The following is a 22,791-nucleotide window of genomic DNA, read 5'->3' as shown; positions in this document are numbered from 1 at the left end:
ATGCTGAAGTTCTGCTTCTTTGCGCTGCTGGCCGCGAACGTGGCGGTGTTTGCGTTGGGCCAGGGCCTGGTGGGCAACATGGCCGATGGCGAACGGGAGCCCGCGCGCCTGGCGAAGCAGCTCAATGCCAGGGCGCTGAAAGTGATTCCTCCCGCGCAGGCCAATGCCACCGCCGCAGCCGCCGCGCCGCCCGGACCGCCGCCCAAGAATGAAGCGGTGGCCGTCGCCTGCATCGAGGTCGGCAACTTCCTGCTGGCCGACGCGCGCCGCTTCGAGGCCGAGCTGGCGGCGCTGCAACTGGGCGACCGCCAGTCGCGCCGCAACGTGCCGGGCCAGGATATCTCCAGCTACGTGGTCAATATCCCGCCCTTCGCCAACCGCGAAGCAGCCAACCGCAGGGCCGCCGACCTGCGCGCGAAGGGCATCGACAACTTCTACATCATCCCCGACGGCCAGCCGATGCACCTGGCGATTTCGCTGGGCGTCTTCAAGCAGGAAGCCGCCGCGCAAACGCAGCTCGCCGCGCTGGTCAAGCAAGGCGTCGCCGGCGTGCGCATCACGCCGCGCTACGTGCCGTCGAAACAGCTCGTGTTTCAGTTCCGCGACATCGGCGCCACCACCCGCGCCCGGCTCGAAAGAATCGCCGCAGGATTCAAGGGACAGCAAGTCCGCAAGTGCCAGTAAGCCAGTAAGCCAGTGAAAATGTTTCTCAAAACCGGGGTCTGACCCCGGTTTTTGGAAAATTGTTGCTTGAATCAACGTCTTCCGCAGCCTGGGCACTCGATTGATCTCGCGTTGCGCGGTCGATCGATCGCGTCACGCGCTATGGCGGCCCGTACGGCAATATTTCCAAAATTCGGGGTCTGACCCCGGTTTCTGGAAATTTCCGACATCACTAATTGATTTCGCGCTGCACGATCAGGGGTTTCAGCCGCAGGCCGGTGGGTAGCCGGGCGGCGGCGGCGGCGGCTTCTTCGCGGGACACGAACGGGCCGCCGTACAGCCGGTACAGCGGCCCGACCTGCACGACGGAAAAGTCGCTGCCGCGCGTGGCGCCGGCGACGCGTTCGCGCATCATGGCGGCGCTGGCTTCCTTGGCGTAGGCACCCAGCTGCAGGTAATAGCCGTTCGACGATGGCGCCGCGGTATCCGGCGCCGTGCCGCGCGACAGGATGAAGTCTTCCAGCTCGTCCGGTCCGGCGCTCGCCAGCAGGGGCGCGCCGGGCTGCAGCGCGCTCACGGGCACGCCTTCCACCGCGGCGATGACGACGCCGGCCTTGCGTGCCGCCACCATCTTGTCGATCTCGTCCGGCATCAGGCGCGTCACTTCGAGCTCGCTGCTGCCGTTGAGCAGCAGGCCCAGCTTCAGTGCCGCGGTATAGGAAACATCGATCACGCGCGACGACTTGAACGGGCCGCGGTCATTGATGCGCACGACGACGGACTTGCCGTTCGTCAGGTTGGTCACCCGCGCATACGAAGGAATCGGCAGGGTCGGATGCGCCGCCGACATCTTGTACATGTCATACAGCTCGCCGGACGACGTACGCTGCCCGTGGAACTTCTTGCCGTACCAGGTGCCGAGCCCGCGCGCGGTATAGGGCTTGTCGTTCGGGATCGGCTCGTACGTGGTGCCGAACACCGTGTAGGGACGATTGGCGCGCGGCAGCAGCGGATCGTTGCGCACCTCCGCATCGGGCGTTTGCAGCAGGTTCGGCGGCGGGTCGTCGCCGGGGCCGTCGTCCTTGTAGTAGCCGCCGCGGCCCGAGCCGGCCGGCGGCAGGTCGGGCACGCCCGGTTCGCGGTGTTTCGGCTTGACCTTCGGCGCCCCCGGCAGCTTGCCGACGACTTCCGGGCCGCCGCAGCCGGCCAGCGCCAGCATGGCTGCCAGCAGCGCACACGCGCCGGCGCGGGAACAGTGCAAGGTGGTGCGGCCCGCCATCAGGTCTGCACCAGCTTGCGGTGGCGCTGCACGCTCATCAGGATGCCGGACACGATCCCCAGTGTCAGCAAGGCGGTGCCGCCATAACTCATGAATGGCAGCGGCACGCCCACCACGGGCAGGATACCGCTCACCATGCCCATGTTCACGAATGCATAGGTAAAGAAAATCATCGTCATCGCTCCTGCCAGCAGGCGAGTGAAGAAATTGGGGGCATTGGCGGCGATCATCATGCCCCGGCCGATCAGCAACAGGTACAGCAGCATCAGGAACAGGTTGCCCGCCAGCCCGAACTCCTCGGAGTACACGGAGAAGATGAAGTCCGTGGTGCGTTCGGGGATGAATTCCAGGTGCGTCTGCGTCCCCTTGGTCCAGCCCTTGCCCATCACGCCGCCCGAGCCGATCGCGATGGTGGACTGGATGATGTGGAAGCCCTTGCCCAGCGGGTCGGCGGTGGGATCGATCAGCGTCATCACGCGTTCGCGCTGGTAGTCGTGCATCATCGACCAGGCCACCGGCATGAAGCACGCGCCGGCCACTGTCAGCGCCAGCATCGCGCGCCACGGCAACCCGGCGAGGTAAATCACGGCGAAGCCGGAAGCCACCACCAGCAGCGACGTGCCCAGGTCGGGCTGCCGCATCACCAGCGCCACCGGCACCAGCAGCAGCAGCGCGCCCACCAGGTAGGAATGCCAGCGCAGGTGGCCCTGCTGGTGCTGGAAGTACCAGGCCAGCATCAGCGGCACGGCGATCTTGGCCAGCTCGGAGGGCTGGATGTCGATGATGCCGATATGCAGCCAGCGCCGCGCGCCCAGCTTGATGGTGCCGAACAGCGCGACCGCCACCAGCAGCAGCACGGTCACCGTATAGGCGGGCACCGCGATGCGCATCAGGTTCTGCGGCGAGATGTTCGACGTGATCCACATGACCAGAACGCACATCGCGATATTGCGCAACTGGTCCTCGATCTTGCCTTCGATGCCCAGGCTGGCCGAATACAGCGTGATCAGGCTGGTCGTCAGCAGCAGCACCAGCAGCAGCAGCAGCGGCGGATCGAATACCGCCACGTAGGGTTTCAGGCGCCGCCATAGCGAGCGTCGTTCGTTGATGCGCATGTTAATTCCTGTTACCCGGCGGGATGGCCGCCGGTTGCTGCGGCCGGGTCGGCGCGGGAGCCGGTGCCTGTGTCGCAGGGCGCGGCGTCGCGGCCGGAGGCGCGGTCGTCGCGGGCCGCACCGGCATCAGTCCCGGCCCCGGCGGCACGGCCGCCGGCTTGCCGGCCACGTTCGGTGTCGCGCCCGGTGTCGCGCTCGGTGTCGTGTTCGGTTGCGCCGCCGCGGGCGCCTGCGGTGCCTGTCCGGGAATCGGCTGAGCGCCCTGTCCCTGCTGCGCCGCCAGCTGTTCGCGCGCCAGTGCCGCCTCTTCCTCGGCGAGCGGGCCCTCGATGGGCTCGAACACTTCGGCATCTTCCTTCGGCACCTTGTCGGTGTTCTTTTCGGTCGGCCGCTTGCCGAGCAGGTAGTAGTCGAGCACCTTGCGCGCGATCGGCGCGGCCACGGCGCCACCGAAACCGGCGTTCTCGACCACCATCGCGATCACGATGCGCGGCTTGTCGGCCGGTGCGAAGGCGGTGAACAGCGCATTGTCGCGCAGGCGCTCGGCCAGCGTATTGGCGTTGTACTTCTCGTTCTTGCGAATCCCGACGACCTGCGCGGTACCGGTCTTGCCGCCCACCGTGTACTGCACCCCCGCGAAGGCCCGGGTCGCGGTGCCGCCCTGCTCGCTCACCACGCCGACCATCGCATCCTTGATCAGGTCGATGTTCTGCTGCTTCAGCGGAATGCGGTAGCTTTCCTTCGGCACGGTCAGCGTGCGGGCGCGTGTGCCGCCATCCTCGATGATCTTGACCAGGTGCGGCTTCATCACGATGCCGTTGTTGGCCAGGTTCGCCACCGCGTGGGCGATCTGCAGCGGCGTATAGGAGTTGTAGCCGGAACCGTTCGACACCGAAATCGTGTCGCCGCCGACCCACTTGCCGGCCCGCGGATTCTTCTTGTAGCGCGACTGCTTCCATTCGCGCGACGGCAGCACGCCGGTCTTTTCGTTATCCAGGTCGATACCGGTCTTCTGGCCGAAGCCGAACGGCTTCATGAAGTCGTGGATCATGTCGATCCCCATGTCGCGGCCCAGGTGGTAGTAATACGTGTTGCACGACACGACGATCGACTTGCGCAGGTCCACGGTGCCGTGGCCGTGCACAACGTCGTCGCGGAACTTGTGGGTGCCAAGGTACATGTAGCCCGGATCGAAGATCGCCTGCGACGGCGTGCGCTTGCCCGTCTCCAGCGCGGCCAGCGCCATGAACGGCTTGAACGTGGAACCGGGCGCGTAGGTGCCGGACAGCGGCCGGTTCACCATCGGCCGGTCCAGCGATGTATTCAGTTCGTTCCAGCTCTGCGTGTCGATACCGTCGACGAACAGGTTCGGGTCATAGCCCGGCCGCGACACGTAGGCCAGCACGTCGCCGGTGGACGGTTCGATCGCCACCAGCGCGCCGCGCCATTCGCCGAACGCTTCCTCGGCGACCTTCTGCAGTTCGATGTCGATCGACAGGATCAGGTTACTGCCGGACGTGGGCGGGGTGCGCGACAGCGTGCGGATCGCGCGGCCGCCGGCCGAGACTTCCACTTCCTCGTAGCCGGTAATGCCATGCAATTGCTTCTCATAGCTTTTTTCCAGGCCTTCCTTGCCGATGTAGTCGGTGCCGTTGTAGTTCGCCGCGTCCTCGCGCTCCTCGAGCGCCTTGGCTTCCTTCTGGTTGATGCGGCCGATGTAGCCGATCACGTGCGAAGCCGTCTCGCCCAGCGGGTAGTTGCGGAACAGGCGTGCCTGCACCTCCACGCCGGGGTAGCGGAAACGGTTCGCGGTGAAGCGCGCCACTTCCTCGTCGGACAGCCGGGTGCGCAGCGGAATGCTGGCGAAGTTCTTCGACTCGTCCATCAGCTTCTTGAAGCGGCGCCGGTCCTTCGGCGTCACCTCCACGATGGCGGCCAGCGAATCGATCATCTCCTCGAGCGGGATACGCAGCTTGGATGGCGTGATCTCGAGCGTATAGGCCGAATAGTTGCGCGCCAGGATAACGCCGTTGCGGTCCAGGATCAGGCCGCGGTTCGGCTGGATCGGCACCACGGCGATGCGGTTGTCCTCGGCCTGCGCCATGTAGTCGCTGTGCCGGATCACCTGCAGCCAGACCAGGCGCGCCAGCAGCAGCGCGAAGCAGATGAAGACGAGGGTGCCGAGCAGCGTCAGCCGCACCCGGAACAGGTGCAGTTCGCGCTCGTTGTTCTTCAGCTCGGTCATGGATGGTTACTCGGCGGCGCAGCGCATCAGATCGGACGGGTGTGGTCCTTGTCGACCGCGCGCCGCTGCGGCGCCAGCAGCAGCACCGTGATCAGGGGCCACAGCAGTGCCGACACGAAGCTTTCGACGAAGTAGAACCAGCCGGGGAACTTGCCGGAAACCAGGAAGCGCACCAGCAATTGCACGGCCTGCGCCAGCAGCAGCAGGGGCAGCACGTGCATCGCCTGGGTACTGATGCGGAACCACAGCACCCGGCGGTGCATCATGATGGCACAGTAGGACAGCAGCGTATACGCCAGCGCGTTCTCGCCGAGCAGCGTGGCGTCGTGCACGTCCATCAGCAGGCCGAGGAAGAACGCGGTGCCGATGCCCACCCGGCGCGGCTGGTGCACGCCCCAGAACACCAGCACCAGCGCGACGAAATCGGGCGCGGCGATGAACTGGCCCCATGGCATCAGGTTCAGCAGGAAGGCCGCGACCAGGCTGATCGCGATGAAGATGGGGCTGACGGGCAGCAGGATGTACTGCGGACGGTTCATCGGGTCTCCCTGGGTGCCGCGGGCGCGGGCGTTGCTGCCGGCGCGGTTGCACGCGGTGCGGGGGTTGGCGCCACCGGCACGGCGGCTGGCGCGGCGGACGGCGTGGCCGCCAGCGGTTGCGGTGGTGCCGCCGGCCGCAGGCCGGGAGTCGCCGGCGCCGCCGCGGCGCCCACTGCCGCCGGCGCGTTGGCGGGCGTATTGGCTGGTGTATTCACCGGCGCAGTCCCCGCGGCGGCGGCCGGCGCAGCTTCCTGCGCACCTGCCGCGGCATCGGCCGGCTTTTTCTTCCTGGCCGGCTTGCTCGTATCTTCTTCCGGCGGCCGCGGCGGCAACTCCGGCACCGACGTCAGGATCAGCAGCTGGGTATTGCGTTCGATGCCGGCCAGCGGCTGGCACACCACGCGGCCGAACATGCCGTTCGCACTGTTTTCCACCTGCGTGACGCGCGCCACCGCCAGGCCGGCCGGATACACGCCATCGATGCCGGACGTGATCAGGATGTCGCCCACCACCACGTCGGCATTCGGCGCCATGAAGCGCAGGTCCAGGTTGCCGGACTGGCCACGGCCATAGGCCACGCTGCGCAGGCCGTTGCGCAGCACCTGCACGGGAATGGCCTGTTCCTTGTCGGTCAGCAGCGTGACTTCGGAGGTGAACGGAAACACCCGCGTCACCTGCCCGACCACGCCCTGGTTGTCGATCACCGGCAGTCCGGCCGTCACGCCCTGCTGCGTGCCGCGGTTCAGGATCACCTTGCGGGTGAACACGTCGCGCGCGTCGTACAGGATTTCGGCCAGCATCGTCTTGCCCGGCACTTTTTCGCGGGCCTCGAGCAGCTTGCGCAGTTGCGCGTTCTCGGCCTGCGTGAGCTGCGCCTGCTGCAGCGCCTGCGCCATGGAGATCTGCTGCGTCTGCAGTTCGCGCACCCGCTTTTCCAGGCCGGACAGCGTGGAGAAATACGTGCCGACGCCCACCAGCGCATCGCGCGGCAGCATGGCCACCACCTGCAGCGGGTACAGCACGGTACCGACCACCTGGCGCACCACGGTCAGCGCGCCCACGCGCGAATCGAACAACAGCAATGCGATCGAAATGCACGCGCAGATCATCATCTTGGCGCGCGCGGACGCCCCTTGCTTGAAGAGTGGCGGCGGACTGTATTCCATAGATCCTGAAAGGACATGGGCGGCCACGCACATGGCACGGGCCGCCTGGGTATTGCTAACGCCTGGTTGCGTTCACCTGCACCTGCAGACCGCAACCGCGATCAGGGCAGCGATTACTCGTAAGAGAAGATCGAGCCCAGCTGGTCCATGCGTTCCAGCGCCATGCCCGAACCACGCACCACGCAAGTCAGCGGGTCCTCGGCCACCAGCACCGGCAGGCCGGTTTCTTCCATCAGCAGGCGATCCAGGTCGCGCAGCAGCGCGCCGCCGCCCGTCAGCATCATGCCTTTTTCGGCGATGTCGGCGCCCAGTTCCGGCGGCGTCTGCTCCAGCGCGTTCTTCACGGCCGACACGATATTGTTCAGCGGGTCGGTCAGCGCTTCCAGGATCTCGTTCGACGAGATCGTGAACGAACGGGGAATGCCTTCGGACAGGTTGCGGCCCTTGACTTCCATTTCCTTCACTTCGGAGCCGGGGAACGCGGAGCCGATCGCCTTCTTGATCGCCTCGGCCGTCTGTTCGCCGATCAGCATGCCGTAGTTGCGGCGGATGTAGTTCACGATCGCTTCGTCGAACTTGTCGCCACCCACGCGCACCGAGCCCTTGTAGACCATGCCACCCAGCGAAATGATGCCCACTTCCGTGGTGCCGCCGCCGATGTCGACCACCATCGAGCCCGTTGCATCGGACACCGGCAGGCCGGCGCCGATCGCCGCGGCCATCGGTTCTTCGATCAGGTAGACCTGCGAAGCGCCGGCACCGAGCGCCGATTCGCGGATCGCGCGGCGTTCCACCTGGGTCGAACCGCACGGCACGCAGATGATGATGCGCGGCGACGGGCGGAAGAATTTCGAGTCGTGCACCATGCGGATGAACTGCTTGAGCATCTGCTCGGTCACGGTGAAGTCGGCGATCACGCCATCCTTCATCGGGCGGATCGCTTCGATGTTACCCGGTACCTTGCCCAGCATCTGCTTGGCTTCCTTGCCTACCGCCTGTATCGTTTTCTTGCCATTCGGGCCGCCTTCCTGGCGGATCGCCACTACCGAGGGCTCATCGAGCACGATGCCCGAACCACGAACGTAGATGAGGGTATTTGCCGTGCCGAGATCGATAGCCAGATCGGACGAGATGTACCTGCGTAAAAAACCAAACATGAGTATCCTGTAGCGCTGCCCGCGCGTGGGCGATTGTCGAATTGTCCTTTGCTGCGTGTCCTGTGCTGCGTATCCCGGGATACGGAGCTGTCATGCGGTGCCTTGGGAGCGGGGTCCTGCCGGACGCGGCGGCCACCGGGATGCCGGCAACGCATCAACCCGGCATTCTACCTTATAATTCACGGGCTATTTGCCCTGAATCCACTCAAATGTGCGGACCCCGAAGCCAGTGTTTATGCAGGTTTGCCGGGGTTTTAGGGTGAAAATAGCCGATGTTACAAAAGTCTTATCGAAACCCTCAGTTTTTATTTCCTGCGCTTTGCGCGCCCCCGACATGGCCCTGACACCGACCGACGTAAACCGTATTGCCAAGCTGGCACAACTGGAAATGGACGAGCAGCACTCCGCGGCGATGCTGGACAAGCTGAATGGCATCTTCTCGCTGGCCGAGCAGATGCAGGCCGTGGATACCGAAGGCGTGCCGCCGCTGGCGCACCCGCTGGCCGCGCACATGCAGGTCGCGCTGCGCCTGCGTGAGGACGTGCCGACCGAACCGAACCGCCGCGACGATTACCAGCAGGTCGCACCGAAGACCGAGGATGGCCTGTACCTGGTGCCGAAGGTGATCGACTGACAGGCGATCGACCGACAGCCGATCGACAAACTTCGCGCCGCTGGCCTCACTAGAAAATTATGATCCATACCAAGACCCTCAAAGAACTGTCCACGCTGCTGCAGTCGAAAGAGATTTCCGCCACCGAGCTGGCGACGCATTACCTCGACCGTATCGAAGCGAGCGACCTGAACGCCTTCCTGCACGTGGATCGCGCGCTGACGCTGGCCCAGGCCGCCGATGCCGACGCCCGCCTTGCAGCCGGCAATGCGCATGCGCTGACCGGCGTGCCGATCGCCCACAAGGATATCTTCGTCACCCGCGGCTGGCGCTCCACCGCCGGTTCGAAGATGCTGGCCAATTACGTGAGCCCGTTCGATGCCACCGTGGTCGAGAAACTGCACGGCGTGGGCATGGTCCACCTGGGCAAGCTCAATTGCGACGAATTCGCGATGGGATCGTCGAACGAGAACTCGGCCTTCGGCGCGGTGAAGAATCCATGGGACACGAACGCCGTGCCCGGCGGCTCGTCCGGCGGCTCGGCCGCAGCCGTGGCGGCGCGCCTGGCGCCGGCCGTGACCGGCACCGATACGGGCGGCTCGATCCGCCAGCCCGCCTCGTTCTGCGGCATCACCGGCATCAAGCCCACCTACGGCCGCGTGTCGCGCTTCGGCATGATCGCGTTCGCGTCGTCGCTGGACCAGGGCGGCCCGATGGCCCGCACCGCCGAGGATTGCGCCCTGCTGCTCTCCGCGATGGCCGGCTACGACGAGCGCGACTCGACCAGCCTGTCGCCCGAACAGGGTGGCGTGCACGAGGATTTCGCCCGCAACCTGAACGAACCGCTGGCCGGCCTGCGCATCGGCGTGCCGAAGGAGTACTTCGGCGAAGGCCTGGCTGCCGACGTGGAAGCGGCCGTGCGCGCGGCGCTCGACCAGTTCGTGAAGCTGGGCGCCACGCTGGTCGACATCTCGCTGCCCAACACCGCGCTGTCGATCCCGGCCTACTACATGATCGCGCCGGCCGAGGCGTCGTCGAACCTGTCGCGCTTCGACGGCGTGCGCTACGGCTTCCGCGCCGAGGGCTACAAGGACCTGCAGGACATGTATAAAAAGACGCGCGCCCAGGGCTTCGGCCCCGAGGTGCAGCGCCGCATCATGGTCGGCACCTACGTGCTGTGCCATGGCTATTACGATGCTTACTATGTCAAGGCGCAGAAGATCCGCCGCCTGATCGCCGACGATTTCGCCAGGGTGCTTTCCGGCCCGGATGCCGTGTGCGACGTGATCATGGGCCCGGTGGCCCCGACCGTGGCCTGGGACCTCGGCTCGAAGGCGGACGATCCGGTGGCGAACTACCTGGCCGACATCTTCACGCTGTCGACCAGCCTGGCGGGCCTGCCCGGCATGTCGATTCCCTGCGGTTTCGGCCAGGGCGAGAAGAACGCAAACCGCCCGGTGGGCCTGCAGATCATCGGCAACTACTTCGCCGAGGCGAAGCTGCTGAACATCGCCCACCAGTTCCAGCAGGCGACCGACTGGCACGCGCGCGCTCCGGCCGCTGCCTGATCGCATCCAAGAGATCACAAGGAATAACAATATGGAATGGGAAGTCGTCATCGGTCTCGAGAACCACGTGCAGCTCACGACCGATTCGAAAATCTTCAGCGGCTCGCCGACGGCGTTCGGCGCCGAGCCGAACACACAGGCCAGCCCGGTCGACCTGGCATTGCCGGGCGTGCTGCCGGTGATGAACAAGCAGGCCGTCGACCGCGCGATCCGCTTCGGCCTGGCCGTGGGCGCGAAGATCGCGCCGCAATCGATCTTCGCCCGCAAGAATTACTTTTACCCCGACCTGCCGAAGGGCTACCAGATCAGCCAGATGGACGACCCGGTCGTGCAGGGCGGTTCGCTGACGTTCGGCTTCGAGAAGGATGGCAAGTTCGTCACCAAGACGGTGAACCTGACGCGTGCCCACCTGGAAGAAGACGCCGGCAAGTCGCTGCACGAGGATTACCACGGCATGTCCGGCATCGACCTGAACCGCGCCGGCACGCCGCTGCTGGAAATCGTCTCCGAGCCGGAAATCCGTTCGGCGCAGGAAGCGGTCGCGTATGCGAAGGCACTGCACGGCCTGGTGATGTGGCTGGGCGTTTGCGACGGCAACATGCAGGAAGGCTCGTTCCGCTGCGACGTCAACGTGTCCGTACGGCCGAAGGGCCAGACCGAGTTCGGCACCCGCTGCGAAATCAAGAACCTGAATTCGTTCCGCTTCATCGAGGAAGCCGTGAACGTGGAAGTGCGCCGCCAGATCGAACTGATCGAAGATGGCGGCAAGGTGGTGCAGGCCACGCGCCTGTATGACCCGGACCGCAAGGAAACGCGCGAGATGCGCAGCAAGGAAGATGCGCAGGATTACCGCTACTTCCCCGACCCGGACCTGCCGCCGCTGGCCATTTCCGAGGAATGGATCGAGCGCGTGAAGGCGTCGATGCCGGAATTGCCGGCCGTGATGCGCGAGCGCTTCGTCGGCGAATACAAGCTGCCGGAATACGATTCGCTGGTGCTGACGTCGTCGAAGGCGATGGCCACCTACTTCGAAGCGGTAGTGGCCGCGGCCGGCCAGGAAAACGCCAAGGCGGCGGCCAACTGGCTGATGGGCGACGTGTCCTCGACGCTGAACCGCAACGATGTCGACATCGCCGACGCGCCCGTGAAACCGGCGCAACTGGCGCTCATGCTCAAGCGTATCGCCGACGGCACCATCTCGAACAAGGCGGCCAAGGAAGTGTTCCAGGCGCTGTGGGAAGCCAATTCGGATGACGCCGCGCTGGTCGATGCCATCATCAAGGAAAAAGACCTGGGCCAGGTGTCCGACGCGGGCGCGCTGGTCGCCATCGTCGACGAAGTCATCGCCAACAACGCCAAGTCGGTCGAGCAGTACCGCGCCGGCAAGGAAGCGGCGATCAATGCGCTGATCGGCCAGGCGATGAAGGCATCGAAAGGCAAGGCCAACCCGGCCCAGCTGACCGAGCTGCTGAAGCAGAAGCTGGCGGGCTGACCCAAAACTGGCGACAGTCAAGACTGGTGACAAGACCGGTGACAGACACCGCTTTTTTTGAAATGTTTCTCGAAACCTGGTGACAGACACCGGTTTTTTTGAAATGTTTCTGGAAAACTGGTGTCTGTCACCGGTTTTCAAAAAAGGCGCTGTGGCGCCTTTTTTGTTATCGTGGTGGCATGAAAATCCTGCTCACCGCGCTGCTGGCAGCATACGCCCTCCCCTCCGTTGCCGGCGAACCGGCCGGCATCCACTTCATGCACGGCGACTGGGAAGTTGCGTGCGACAACACGCGCACCTGCCGTGCCGCCGGCTACCATGCCGACGGCGATGACAATACGCTCACCGTTTCCGTGCTGCTGGAGCGGCCGGCCGGACCGCGCCAGCCGGTCGCGGCAAGGCTGAAAATCGGCCACTACGATGCGGAGGCGTCGCCGCCGAAGGGCGGCAAGGTGGCGATGGCGGTCGATGGCCGCGCGCTGGGAACGGTGAAGATCGACGGCGATACGCGGACCGGCACGCTGAGCGCCGCCCAGGCGCAGGCGCTGGTTGCCGCGGTGTCGGGCACCGGTACCGTGCAATGGAGCGATGGCCAGCGCACCTGGGCGCTGTCGGGCAGCGGTGCCACGGCCGTGCTGCTGAAGATGGATGAGTTCCAGGGCCGCCTCGGCACCACCGGCGCCCTGCTGCGCAAAGGCGGCAAGGGCGAGGACGGCGTGGCGGCGCCGCTGCCGATGCCCGAGGTGTCGCCGGCATCGGCCGGCTCCACCGAGGTGGCGCTGCCGCCGGCTGCCCGTACCGCCCTGCTGCGCGAATTGCGCGGCACGCTGGGCGAAGGCGACTGCGAAGCACTGGCGCCCGACCAGCTGGAGGCGGTGCGCCTGACCACCGACCGGCTGCTGGTCCATGCGCGCTGCTGGCTCGGCGCCTACAACGAAGGCACCGGCTACTGGGTCGCCAACAAGGCTGCACCGTTCAAGCCGGAGCTGGTGACGACGAGCGGCAGCGATTACACGGCCGGCACGATCACGTCGGCGCAAAAAGGACGCGGCCTGGGTGACTGCTGGGCCAGCGAGGAATGGGTATGGGATGGCCGCCGCTTCGCACGCACGAAAGAGGCCACCTCGGGCATGTGCAAGCTCGTGGAGGCCGGCGGCGCGTGGGACCTGCCGACCTACGTGGCGAAAGTCACGCGCGGCCTGCGCTGAGCACCCCGGCGTTCAGGGGGCCACGCGCCCCTCGATCGAATCGTCCATCGTCTTGCCGATCGCGGCACCCACCATGATCTTCAGGCCGGCCACCAGGTTGCCGTGCTTGTTGTCCCAGTAGTAGCCATCCGTCGGCACCACGCGGATCAGCGTGATGCGCGGGTCGCCCAGCCCGCCCGTGAACCAGGTGCCCAGTTCCGGGCTCCACAGTTCCCGGATGCGGTTGGGGTCGGTCGAGATCGTGGCGATACCGTCCAGGTACAGGAAGCCGGCATGTTTGGAGGCCTGGAAATACAGGCGCACCTTCGGGTCGGCCGCCACTTCGGCATTCTTGTGGCTGTCGGCGGCGCTCATGAACCACAGGCTGCCGGCGTCGTCGATGTCGAGCACGGACATCGGCCGCGCATCGGTGCCGCTGCTGACGAAGAAGCAGCTTTCCGCATCGTCCACGATGTGCCTGATGCGCTTGACCGCCTCGTGCCCGGCCAGGTCCTTGTGGTTGTTTTCCTGCTGGTTGCGATTGATCGAATCCATGGCATCCTCCTGTCCTGTGGGAGTCTTCGATGCTAACGCCATTTCGACCGGCGGTATGTGGACTTTTTAACCGTCGCGCTGTTCCAGCGTGCGCTCGATCCACGCGGCAATGTCCGCAAAAAGCTCGTTGCGGTTCAGCTCGTTGAAATTCTCGTGGCGGTTGCCCGCCTCGACACGGCAGGCCAGCAAATGCGGCGGCACGGCGCCCAGCAGGCGCTGCGCGGCCTGCGTGTCCGCCAGCGCATCCTGCCCGGCCAGCACGACATAAAGCTGATGGCGCCAGCCTTCCAGCGACAGGCCCCGCTGCGCTCCCTGCAGCGCGTGCCCGAACCGCATGGTGACTTCAGTGGCGCGTATGCCGTCGGCTTCGTCGCGGTGATGGCGGGCGGTGATGGCGGCATCGTGCGTCAGCACATCGGTCAGCGATGCCAGCGGCACTTTCATGGTCGGCACCAGTTTGGCCAGCACGCCGGACAGTCTTTGCAGCGCGGCCGGCACCGGCACCGCGTTCACGTAATACGGCGACGAGAGGATGAAGCCGGCAACATCGGCGCCGCCGGCCAGGCCGAATCGCGTCGCGACCAGGGCGCCCATGGAGTGGCCGATGACGAACACGGGTACGCCGGGCCAGCGCGACCGCACCCAGTCGAGGAACAGCCCGGTTTCTTCGATGAAGATATCGAAATCGGGAATGTCGGCGCGCTTGCCGGCGCCATGGCCGCACAGGTCGAAGGCGGCCGTGGCAATGCCGCGCGCACGGAAGTACAGCGCCGGCGTGCCCCAGTCGCCGGCATGCGCCATGCCCCCGTGCAGCGCCAGCAGGACGCAGCGCAACATGGGTGGGTCGACCGGCTCCGGCGGCTCCCAGATGTGCACGCTGCGCGGGGCGCCGGCCCGGCCGGGAAAGGTCTCGAGCCGGTCTTCCGCGAAACGCATCAGCCCGTGATGCTCAGCGTGATGCCCATCTCGACAAACAGGGTCAGGTCGGCGATCGAGAAGTCGAGCGCGTCGTCCGGGCCCGCGTTCGTCATCGCGATGCGCAGTTCGGCAGCCAGCGGCGGCACGTCGAACGTAATGCCGCGCGCCTCGCATTCATGCAGCCAGGCGCGCAGGTGGCGGACCAGCGCGGCCGGATTGGCGTCCTCGCCCAGGCTCACGTAGAAGCCGTGATCGATGCGCACGCGGCCATCGGGCCGCACGTCGCCCTTCTTCCAGCTGATCTCGGGCTCGCTGGGCAGGCCGTCGCGCGCGTCGGCGACGGCAGCTTCGTCGCCATAGACCTTCAGGGATGCGGTGTTCATTGCGGTCTCCAGATTGTTTCCCATATTTAAGCACAATCGGCGGCCGCCGCGAACTGTTAATTGTCGTGCGGCAACGTCGCGCAGGGCTCCCGCTCAGGCCACTCCGTAGCGGTCGCGGTAGGCGGCCACGGCATCCTTGTGCGTCGCCAGTGCCGGATCGGCCTGCAGGTAGCCCAGCAGGTCGGCCAGGTTGCCGATCGAGATGACCGGAATGCCATAGTTGCGGCTCACTTCCTGCACGGCCGACAGTTCCGACACCACGCCATCCTTGCCGCCCCGTTCCATCCGGTCCAGCGCGATCAGCACGGCGCACGGCTCGGCGCCGGCATTGCGGATCATTTCCACCGACTCGCGCACCGAGGTACCGGCCGAGATCACGTCGTCGATGATGACGACCTTGCCGGTGAGCTTCGCGCCGACCAGCGTGCCGCCTTCGCCATGGTCCTTGGCTTCCTTGCGGTTGTAGGCAAACGACGTGTTGCGGCCCTTGCCGGCCAGCGCGACCGCCGTGGCCGAAGCCAGCGTGATGCCCTTGTAGGCGGGACCGAACAGCATGTCGAATTCCACGCCGGAATCGAGCAGGGTCTGTGCGTAGAAATCGGCCACTTTCGCCAGCGTGGCGCCGTCATGGAACAGCCCCGCATTGAAGAAATAGGGCGACTGGCGCCCCGCCTTGGTGGTGAATTCGCCGAATTTCAGCACCCCCGCCGAGACGGAAAACGCGATAAACTGCTGCCTCAAATCATTATTCATATGCTGGTCCTGTTCAAAAAGTGCCCGTATTTTAATCCATGCCAAAGATCATCTCCGCCAACCTGAATGGCATCCGCTCCGCCGCCAAGAAGGGCTTTTTCGACTGGATGGGCACCCAGTCCGCCGATTTCATCTGCGTACAGGAACTCAAGTGCCAGGCCAGCGACATGACGGACCAGTTCCGCAATCCGCATGGCTACCACGGCCATTTCCACTACGCCGAGAAGAAAGGCTATTCGGGCACCGGGGTCTACAGCAAGATCGAACCGGACGCCGTGAAGATCGGCTTCGGCAGCCCTGAATTCGATGCCGAGGGCCGCTACGTGCGCTGCGACTTCGGCGACCTGACGGTCATTTCCGTGTACTGCCCGTCCGGCTCGTCGTCGCCGGAACGGCAGGAAGCCAAATTCCGCTTCATGGAGCTGTTCCTGCCCCACCTGATGGGGCTGCGCGCCGAAGGCCGTGAAGTCGTCATCTGCGGCGACTGGAACATCGCGCACAAGGAAATCGACCTGAAGAACTGGAAGGGCAACCTCAAGAATTCCGGCTTTCTGCCGGAAGAGCGCGCGTGGCTGAGCCGCGTCTTCGACGAATGCGGCTACGTGGACGTGCACCGCGGCCTCGACCCGCGCCCGGAACAGTACACGTGGTGGAGCAACCGCGGCCAGGCCTATGCGAAGAACGTCGGCTGGCGCATCGACTACCACGTCGCCACGCCGGGCATCGCGCAATGCGCGCAAGCCGTCTCCGTCTACAAGGACGTGAAGTTTTCCGACCACGCGCCGCTGATCATCGACTACCTGCGTTGACTGCGCGCCTGTCGGGTCGCTACAGGCTGCGCCGGCTTTCGAAGTAGCGCCATTCCCCGGTCAGCGGATCGGGGAAGCCGATCGCCCGCGCCAGCAGTTTCAGCGGCGCCGACACATCCTCCCCCTTGCACGGCAGTGCCACCGGATAGAACGCGTCGTTGACGATCGGGATGCCAAGCGCGGCCAGGTGCACGCGCAACTGGTGCTGCCGCCCGGTATGCGGCCACAGGCGATACAGCACATGCTCGCCGCGCTGCTCGACGACGTCGATCATCGTTTCCGAGTTCGGCTCGCCCGGCTCCTCCTTCATCGTGAAGAACTTGTCGCCCTGCACCATGCGGCTGCGGTAGCTGAACGGGAACTCGCGGCCCGGCAGCGGCCCCGCCAGCGCTTCGTATTCCTTTTGCACGGCGCGCTGCTGGAACAGCGACTGGTAGGCGCCACGGCTGTCGAGATTGCGGGAAAAAATCACGATGCCGGCCGTTTCACGGTCGAGGCGATGGATCGGTACCAGTTCCTCGATGCCCAGTTTCGCCCGCAGCCGCACCAGCAGCGTCTCCTTCAGGAAGCGCCCGGTGGGAATCGTGGGCAGGAAATGCGGCTTGTCGGCCACGACGATGTGCTCGTCCTGGTACAGCACTTCTTCTTCGAACGGAATCGGTGCCTCGTACTCCAGCTCGCGGTAGTAGAAGATGCGCAGGTTGCGCTTGTATGGCGAAGCGGGTTGCAGCGCCCTGCCCTGCGCGTCGACGACGTCGCCGCGCGCCATCCGCTCGCGCCACTGGGCTTCGGTCACGGCCGGATAGTTGGCCACCATGAAGCTGATCAGGTCGGGCCAGTCGCCCTCGGGCAGCCACAGATAGCTGGGCGTGACGCCGTCGCGCATCGGCAACGGCGCCTTGCCGTGAAACTTGACGGTCGAAGACATGCAGAAAAGAAGAGGAGCGGCTTATGCCTTCGGCAGCGGCGTGGTGCGGTAAGCCGGCAGCTTGGCCACCGTGGTGCCGCGCGTGCGCGCATACACCGGCAGCACTAGCGGCATGCTCTTGTTCATTTCCGCGATGCGGGTTTCGCCGCTCGGGTGCGTGGACAGGAATTCGATCGGCGCACGGGCGTTGACGGCGCCCATCTTCCGCCACAGCGCGATGCCGGCGCGCGGGTCGAAGCCGGCGCGGGCCGCCAGGTCGATACCGACCAGGTCGGCCTCGGTTTCCTCGCCGCGGGAGAATTTCAGCACGGCCGCCTGGGCCGCCATGCGTCCGCCGAAGTCCGTCAGGTTCGGGTCGATGCCGAACAGCGCCGAAGCGGCGATACCGCCCAGCTTGCCGGCAATTGCCGCCACCTGCGATTCGCCCTGCCGCTTGCGCGCATGCTCGCGCAGCGCATGGGCGATTTCATGGCCCATTACCATGGCCACTTCGTCGTCCGTCATGTTCAGCTTGGTGAGGATGCCGGTGAAGAAGGCGATGCGGCCGCCGGGCATGCAGAACGCATTCACCTGGTCCGAGTTCAGCAGGTTGACTTCCCAGTTCCACTCCGCCGCCTCGGGATTCCAGCGGGCCACGTGCGGGATGATGCGTTTCGCGATGGCGCGCAGCCGCTGCACCTGCGGATGATTGTCGTCGACCAGCGCGTTCTTCTGGTCGGCTTCCTTCAGCAGGGCGTCGTACTGCAGCTTCGACTGCTGGTTGACCGTTTGCTCATCGGAAAACACGCGCAGGCGCGACAGGCGCGTGACGGGAATGCCGTCCGACGCAGGGGCCGCCTGAGTGGCCTGATGCGCCGGCGCGGATTGGTGGGCTCCCGCCGTGTGCATGCTGGCGGCGAGGGCGATGAAGGCCAGGCTATGTTTGAGTGATTTCATGATCTATATCCATACGATCGTGACATTCTGACAAAGTTCACGGTCGTTCGCCACACGATACCATACGGCGGATCAGGATCGGGCTCCATTCCGCTTGCGCAGCCTGAACACGGCCAGTTCGCCACGCAGGTTCGGCAGCACGTTGACGATCTGCCCTTCGGCCAGCGCCACGTATTCCATCACTTCCACCCCGACTTCGGCGGCCAGCGCGCGGAAATCCTCGATCGTGGCGCAGCGCACGTTCGGCGTGTCGTACCACTGGTACGGCAGGGTCTTCGACACCGGCATGCGGCCCTTCAGCAGTGCCACGCGGTGCGGCCAGTAGGCAAAGTTCGGGAACGACACGATCGCCTCGTTGCCGACACGAACGATGTCGCGCAGCAGCGCCTCGACGTGCTGCATCATCTGCAGCGCGGACAGGCACAGCACCGTGTCGAACGAATTGTCGCCGAACAGCGCCAGTCCGCCCTTTTCGAAGTCCTGCTGGATCACGCGCACGCCGCGCTGGGTACTTTCCAGCACCTTGTCGTCCGCCAGTTCCAGGCCGTAGCCGGTGCAGCGCTTGTCGGTCTGCAGGTACTCCATCATGAAGCCGTCGCCGCAGCCCACGTCGAGTACGTGCGCGCCGGGCTGGATCCAGTGGGCGATGAACACCAGGTCGGGGCGCGTGCGTTTCAGGTCGTCGAACGTCATGCCGCACCTCCTTTCGATCCGGCGGCAATCTGGCCGTGAATTTGCCCGAAATATGCCCTCACCATGCCCATGTAGCGCGGGTCCTCCAGCAGGAAAGCATCGTGGCCGTGCGGCGCATCGATTTCCGCATAGGTGACTTCGCGGCGGTTGGCCAGCAGCGCCTGCACGATTTCGCGCGAGCGCTCCGGAGAAAAGCGCCAGTCCGTGGTGAACGACGCCAGGAAGAATTTCGCCTTTGTCTTCGCCAGGGTGCGCGTCAGGTCGCCGTCGTGCACGCGCGCCGGATCGAAGTAATCGAGGGCCTTGGTGATCAGCAGGTAGGTGTTGGCGTCGAAGTAGGTGGCGAACTTGTCGCCCTGGTAGCGCAGGTACGACTCGATCTCGAAGTCGATGCCGAAGCCGAACTTGTAGCCGACGGTCTCGGCCCCGCCCTTCTCCGCCATGTTGCGCAGCTTGCGGCCGAATTTCTCGGCCATGTCGTCATCCGACAGGTACGTGATGTGGCCGACCATCCGCGCCACCTTCAGGCCGTTCTTCGGCACCACGCCGTGTTCGTAGAAATCGCCGCCGTGGTAATCCGGGTCGGACAGGATCGCCTGCCGCGCCACGTCGTTGAAGGCGATGTTCTGCGCCGACAGCTTCGGCGTGGAAGCGATGACCACGCAGTGGCGCAGGCGGTCCGGGTACATGATGCTCCATGCCAGCGCCTGCATGCCGCCCAGCGAGCCGCCCATCACGGCGGCGAATTGCACGATGCCGAGGCGGTCCGCCAGGCGCGCCTGGGCGGCCACCCAGTCTTCCACCGTCACCACGGGAAACGTGGCGCCGTAAGGCTTGCCGGTGGCGGGATTGGCGTGCATCGGGCCGGTGGAGCCGAAGCACGAACCCAGGTTGTTGATGCCGATGACGAAGAATCTGTTCGTGTCGACCGGCTTGCCGGGACCGACCATGTTGTCCCACCAGCCGACGTTTTTCGGGTCGTCGGCATACCAGCCGGCCACGTGGTGCGATGCATTCAGCGCATGGCAGATCAGCACCGCGTTCGACCGGTCGGCATTCAGGGTGCCATAGGTTTCATACATCAGCGTGTAATCGCGCAGCGACGCTCCGCTTTGCAGGGGCAACGGTTCCGCGAACGCCATGGTTTGCGGAGAAACGATTCCTATTGAGGACATGTTATCGAATTGTTGGATTATGTACTGCGCGGCCCCGCGGGCCAGTGATGGTGGCGGGGCCCGAATGAGGGCACCCGCTGTAGTTTCTACATCGTCTGCAGCGACAGGACGGCATCCGCGATGACGTCCGGTTCCATGGAACGAAGTATTTTGCGCGTTTGCGGCACGATCCGGGCCATGTCGCTGTTCAGGATTTCCTGCTTCACCGACAGCAGCTGCGCCGGGTGCATCGAGAAATCGCGCAGGCCCATGCCGAGCAGCAGGCGCGTGAGCTTCACATCGCCCGCCATCTCGCCGCACACGGCAACGTCGATACCGGCCTTGTGGCCGGCGGCTATGGTCATCGAAATCAGTTGCAGTACGGCGGGATGCAGGGGATTGTAAAGGTGCGCCACCTCATAATCAACCCGGTCGATCGCCAGCGTGTACTGAATCAGGTCGTTGGTGCCGATCGACAGGAACTTCATCTTCCGCACGAACATCGGCAGCGCCAGCGCCGCGGCGGGGATTTCGATCATCGCGCCGACGTCCACGTTCGCGTCATGCTTGATGTTCGCTTCGCGCAGTTCGGCCTTGGCCAGCTCGATCATCGCCAGCGACTGGTCGATCTCGTGCGCATGGGCCAGCATCGGAATCAGGATGCGCAATTTGCCGAACGCGGAAGCACGCAGGATCGCGCGCAGCTGCGTAAGGAAGATCTGCGGCTCGGACAGGCAATAGCGAATGGCGCGCAAGCCCAGTGCGGGGTTGAGCGCCGTGTGTTCCGTGGTGTCGAGCGGCTTGTCGGCGCCGATGTCGAGCGTGCGGATCGTGACCGGCCGGCCCTTCATCGCCACGACCGCGCGGCGGTACTGCTCGAACTGCTCGTCCTCGGACGGCATGTCGCTGGCGCGCCCCATGAACAGGAATTCGGAGCGGAACAGGCCCACGCCGTTGGCGCCTGCTTCCAGCGCCGGGCCGCAATCGTCCGGCAGCTCGATGTTGGCCAGCAGCGTGATGGGCGTGCCGTCCCTGGTGACGGCGGGCGTCTTCTTCAGCTTCGAGAGCTTCTTGCGGGCCCGCTGCGCGGCCAGCTGGCGATCGCGGTACTGCTGCAGCACCAGCGCGCTGGGGCTGACGATGACCACGCCGGCATCGCCGTCGATGATCACCCAGTCATCCTGCTCGATCAGGTTGGACGCCTGCGACACGCCGACGGCGGCCGGGATATCGAGGCTGCGGGCCACGATCGCGGTGTGCGAGTTCTGGCCGCCCACGTCGGTGACGAAGCCGATGAACGAGCGGTCGCGGAACTTCAGCATGTCCGCCGGCGAGATGTCGTGCGCCACCACCACCATCTGCGCCTGGAATTCGTCGTCGTCCGGTTCCACCGGCATGGGCAGCGGCTCGCTGCCCAGCAGGACCTTCAGCACGCGCTCGGCGACCTGCTGGATGTCGACCTTGCGCTCGCGCAGGTACGGGTCTTCGATCTCGTCGAACTGCGCCGACAGTTCCTCGATCTGCGTGACGAGGGCCCACTCGGCGTTGTAGTGGCGGCTGCGGATGATGTCCAGCGGCGCCTCGGAGATCATCGGATCGGAAAGGATCAGCGCGTGGACGTCGATGAAGGCACCCAGTTCGGTCGGCGCATCCTTCGGCAGTTCGTTCCACAGCGTTTGCAGTTCGCGGTGCACGGTGGCCAGCGCCGTCTGCAGGCGCACCACTTCCGCTTCCACGTGTTCTTCGGCGATCAGGTAGTGCTTGACGTCCAGCGCGGCCGGCGCGAGCATCTGGGCGCGGCCGATGGCAATGCCGCGCGAGACCGGAATGCCGTGCAGTGTGAACGATGCCATCGGTGCTCCCCGGTCAAACGGCATTTACTCGCCTTCGCCGAACTTGTCGTTGACCAGCCCGGCAAGCGCGGCGATGCACTCCTGTTCGTCGGCCCCATCCGCTTCCAGCGTGACCTTGGCCCCTTTGCCGGCGGCCAGCATCATAACGCCCATGATCGATTTCGCATTGATGCGCCGGCCATTGCGGGATAGCCAGACGTCGCTCTTGAACTTCGCTGCCAGCTGGGTGAACTTGGCGGAAGCACGCGCATGCAGACCGAGCTTGTTGATGATTTCGAGTTCTTGCTGAATCATGTTTTCTTGTTTGTTTAATTGACCCGAATTGTTCAATTGACCGGATTGTTTGATTGGCCCGGATTGTTTAATTGACCGGATTGTTTAATTGACCCGAATGCGGTTGTCCACCCGTACCGCCCCGCTCTGCGCACCGGCCAGCGCCATTTCCACCACCACGTCCAGCGTATCCATGCGGTAGGTGATCGCCCGCAGCAGCATCGGCAGGCTGATGCCGGCGATGACCTCGACGTGGCCCGCGTCGGCCAGCTTGTTGCAGCAGTTGGCCGGAGTACCGCCCTTCACGTCGGTGATCACCAGCACGCCGGAACCGTCGTCCAGCCGCTTGATCGCCGCCGCTGCCAGATCCTGTACGTCGCACAGGTCCTGGTCCGCCACCACGTCGATTGCCTCGAGGTGGTCGACCTTGTTGCGAAACACGTGGGCCACCGCCGCCAGGAAAGCCTCCCCCAACGGCGCATGGGTCATTAGCAAAATACCAACCATATTGG

The 22,791-nt window shown here is 65.1% G+C and carries 23 protein-coding genes; 6 read left to right on the top strand and 17 right to left on the bottom strand.

Translation table 11 applies throughout. The features are described 5' to 3' along the window. Positions 1-684 carry an SPOR domain-containing protein gene (locus tag FHS02_RS26655; RefSeq protein ID WP_137316074.1) on the top strand — a complete coding sequence of 228 codons (684 nt, stop codon included), beginning with the start codon at positions 1-3 and terminating at the stop codon, positions 682-684. Between the two features lie 211 nt (positions 685-895). Here the strand turns inward: FHS02_RS26655 and FHS02_RS26650 are convergent, their stop codons facing one another. The 6 genes from FHS02_RS26650 to FHS02_RS26625 all read right to left on the bottom strand — a co-directional run bounded on the left by FHS02_RS26650 (position 896) and on the right by FHS02_RS26625 (position 8,164). After that, on the bottom strand, positions 896-1,942 hold the full coding sequence (locus FHS02_RS26650) for a septal ring lytic transglycosylase RlpA family protein (RefSeq protein ID WP_229422341.1): 1,047 nt from the start codon (positions 1,940-1,942) through the stop codon (positions 896-898). Then, positions 1,942-3,057, bottom strand: coding sequence for a rod shape-determining protein RodA (gene rodA, locus FHS02_RS26645; protein ID WP_137316073.1), 1,116 nt, complete (start codon positions 3,055-3,057; stop codon positions 1,942-1,944). Before rodA ends, FHS02_RS26650 begins: the two co-directional genes overlap by 1 nt. Position 3,058: 1 nt before the next feature. Then, positions 3,059-5,302 carry a penicillin-binding protein 2 gene (gene mrdA, locus FHS02_RS26640; RefSeq protein WP_137316072.1) on the bottom strand — a complete coding sequence of 748 codons (2,244 nt, stop codon included), beginning with the start codon at positions 5,300-5,302 and terminating at the stop codon, positions 3,059-3,061. 26 nt (positions 5,303-5,328) lie between these two features. Continuing rightward, positions 5,329-5,841: a rod shape-determining protein MreD gene (mreD, locus tag FHS02_RS26635; protein WP_137316071.1), complete on the bottom strand. Its 513-nt coding sequence runs from the start codon at positions 5,839-5,841 to the stop codon at positions 5,329-5,331. Next, positions 5,838-7,007, bottom strand: coding sequence for a rod shape-determining protein MreC (mreC, locus tag FHS02_RS26630; RefSeq protein WP_137316070.1), 1,170 nt, complete (start codon positions 7,005-7,007; stop codon positions 5,838-5,840). The genes mreD and mreC overlap by 4 nt, the downstream gene beginning before the upstream one ends. A gap of 113 nt (positions 7,008-7,120) precedes the next feature. After that, complete coding sequence (locus tag FHS02_RS26625) at positions 7,121-8,164, bottom strand: rod shape-determining protein (RefSeq protein ID WP_050409489.1); 1,044 nt, start codon at positions 8,162-8,164, stop codon at positions 7,121-7,123. A 334-nt stretch (positions 8,165-8,498) separates the two neighbouring features. Here FHS02_RS26625 and gatC point away from each other — a divergent pair, with 334 nt between their 5' ends. From gatC to FHS02_RS26605, 4 genes are all read left to right on the top strand, one after another. After that, complete coding sequence (gene gatC / locus FHS02_RS26620; RefSeq protein ID WP_137316069.1) at positions 8,499-8,798, top strand: Asp-tRNA(Asn)/Glu-tRNA(Gln) amidotransferase subunit GatC; 300 nt, start codon at positions 8,499-8,501, stop codon at positions 8,796-8,798. A 62-nt stretch (positions 8,799-8,860) separates the two neighbouring features. Then, the gene (gene gatA, locus FHS02_RS26615) at positions 8,861-10,345 is read left to right on the top strand and encodes an Asp-tRNA(Asn)/Glu-tRNA(Gln) amidotransferase subunit GatA (RefSeq protein WP_137317660.1); all 1,485 of its coding nucleotides are present in this window, start codon (positions 8,861-8,863) and stop codon (positions 10,343-10,345) included. A 13-nt stretch (positions 10,346-10,358) separates the two neighbouring features. Continuing rightward, on the top strand, positions 10,359-11,837 hold the full coding sequence (gatB, locus tag FHS02_RS26610; protein WP_371870593.1) for an Asp-tRNA(Asn)/Glu-tRNA(Gln) amidotransferase subunit GatB: 1,479 nt from the start codon (positions 10,359-10,361) through the stop codon (positions 11,835-11,837). A 179-nt stretch (positions 11,838-12,016) separates the two neighbouring features. Further along, positions 12,017-13,045: a DUF1176 domain-containing protein gene (locus FHS02_RS26605; RefSeq protein WP_137316067.1), complete on the top strand. Its 1,029-nt coding sequence runs from the start codon at positions 12,017-12,019 to the stop codon at positions 13,043-13,045. A gap of 12 nt (positions 13,046-13,057) precedes the next feature. On the opposite strand, the gene FHS02_RS26600 is transcribed toward FHS02_RS26605, so the two are convergent. From FHS02_RS26600 to pyrE, 4 genes are all read right to left on the bottom strand, one after another. Then, on the bottom strand, positions 13,058-13,579 hold the full coding sequence (locus FHS02_RS26600) for a pyridoxamine 5'-phosphate oxidase family protein (protein WP_137316066.1): 522 nt from the start codon (positions 13,577-13,579) through the stop codon (positions 13,058-13,060). 66 nt (positions 13,580-13,645) lie between these two features. After that, complete coding sequence (locus FHS02_RS26595; RefSeq protein ID WP_137316065.1) at positions 13,646-14,515, bottom strand: alpha/beta fold hydrolase; 870 nt, start codon at positions 14,513-14,515, stop codon at positions 13,646-13,648. Continuing rightward, complete coding sequence (locus FHS02_RS26590) at positions 14,515-14,880, bottom strand: hypothetical protein (RefSeq protein WP_137316064.1); 366 nt, start codon at positions 14,878-14,880, stop codon at positions 14,515-14,517. The genes FHS02_RS26595 and FHS02_RS26590 overlap by 1 nt, the downstream gene beginning before the upstream one ends. Before the next feature lie 93 nt (positions 14,881-14,973). Then, positions 14,974-15,633: an orotate phosphoribosyltransferase gene (pyrE, locus tag FHS02_RS26585; RefSeq protein WP_137316063.1), complete on the bottom strand. Its 660-nt coding sequence runs from the start codon at positions 15,631-15,633 to the stop codon at positions 14,974-14,976. A gap of 38 nt (positions 15,634-15,671) precedes the next feature. Between pyrE and FHS02_RS26580 the strand changes: the two genes are divergently transcribed. Continuing rightward, complete coding sequence (locus FHS02_RS26580; protein ID WP_137316062.1) at positions 15,672-16,442, top strand: exodeoxyribonuclease III; 771 nt, start codon at positions 15,672-15,674, stop codon at positions 16,440-16,442. A gap of 19 nt (positions 16,443-16,461) precedes the next feature. Here the strand turns inward: FHS02_RS26580 and FHS02_RS26575 are convergent, their stop codons facing one another. The 7 genes from FHS02_RS26575 to FHS02_RS26545 form a co-directional block, all read right to left on the bottom strand. Then, complete coding sequence (locus FHS02_RS26575; RefSeq protein WP_229422340.1) at positions 16,462-17,370, bottom strand: pseudouridine synthase; 909 nt, start codon at positions 17,368-17,370, stop codon at positions 16,462-16,464. A gap of 21 nt (positions 17,371-17,391) precedes the next feature. Then, a complete protein-coding gene (locus tag FHS02_RS26570) occupies positions 17,392-18,306 on the bottom strand; it encodes a M48 family metallopeptidase (protein WP_137316061.1) in 915 nt (304 codons plus the stop codon). 72 nt (positions 18,307-18,378) lie between these two features. Further along, entirely contained in the window at positions 18,379-18,999 is a 621-nt protein-coding gene (metW, locus tag FHS02_RS26565; RefSeq protein WP_137316060.1) for a methionine biosynthesis protein MetW, read from the bottom strand. Then, a complete protein-coding gene (metX, locus tag FHS02_RS26560; protein ID WP_137316059.1) occupies positions 18,996-20,174 on the bottom strand; it encodes a homoserine O-succinyltransferase MetX in 1,179 nt (392 codons plus the stop codon). Before metX ends, metW begins: the two co-directional genes overlap by 4 nt. An 86-nt stretch (positions 20,175-20,260) precedes the next feature. After that, positions 20,261-22,006: a phosphoenolpyruvate--protein phosphotransferase gene (ptsP, locus tag FHS02_RS26555; protein ID WP_137316058.1), complete on the bottom strand. Its 1,746-nt coding sequence runs from the start codon at positions 22,004-22,006 to the stop codon at positions 20,261-20,263. A 24-nt stretch (positions 22,007-22,030) separates the two neighbouring features. Next, positions 22,031-22,300, bottom strand: coding sequence for an HPr family phosphocarrier protein (locus FHS02_RS26550; RefSeq protein ID WP_137316057.1), 270 nt, complete (start codon positions 22,298-22,300; stop codon positions 22,031-22,033). Between the two features lie 84 nt (positions 22,301-22,384). Next, positions 22,385-22,786: a PTS sugar transporter subunit IIA gene (locus tag FHS02_RS26545; RefSeq protein WP_137316056.1), complete on the bottom strand. Its 402-nt coding sequence runs from the start codon at positions 22,784-22,786 to the stop codon at positions 22,385-22,387. Between the last annotated feature and the right edge of the window lie 5 nt (positions 22,787-22,791).

The sequence above is a fragment of the Pseudoduganella umbonata genome (genome assembly GCF_014192225.1).
Taxonomy (GTDB): Bacteria; Pseudomonadota; Gammaproteobacteria; order Burkholderiales; family Burkholderiaceae_D; genus Rugamonas; species Rugamonas umbonata.
This window is presented reverse-complemented; position numbering and strand designations above follow the sequence as displayed.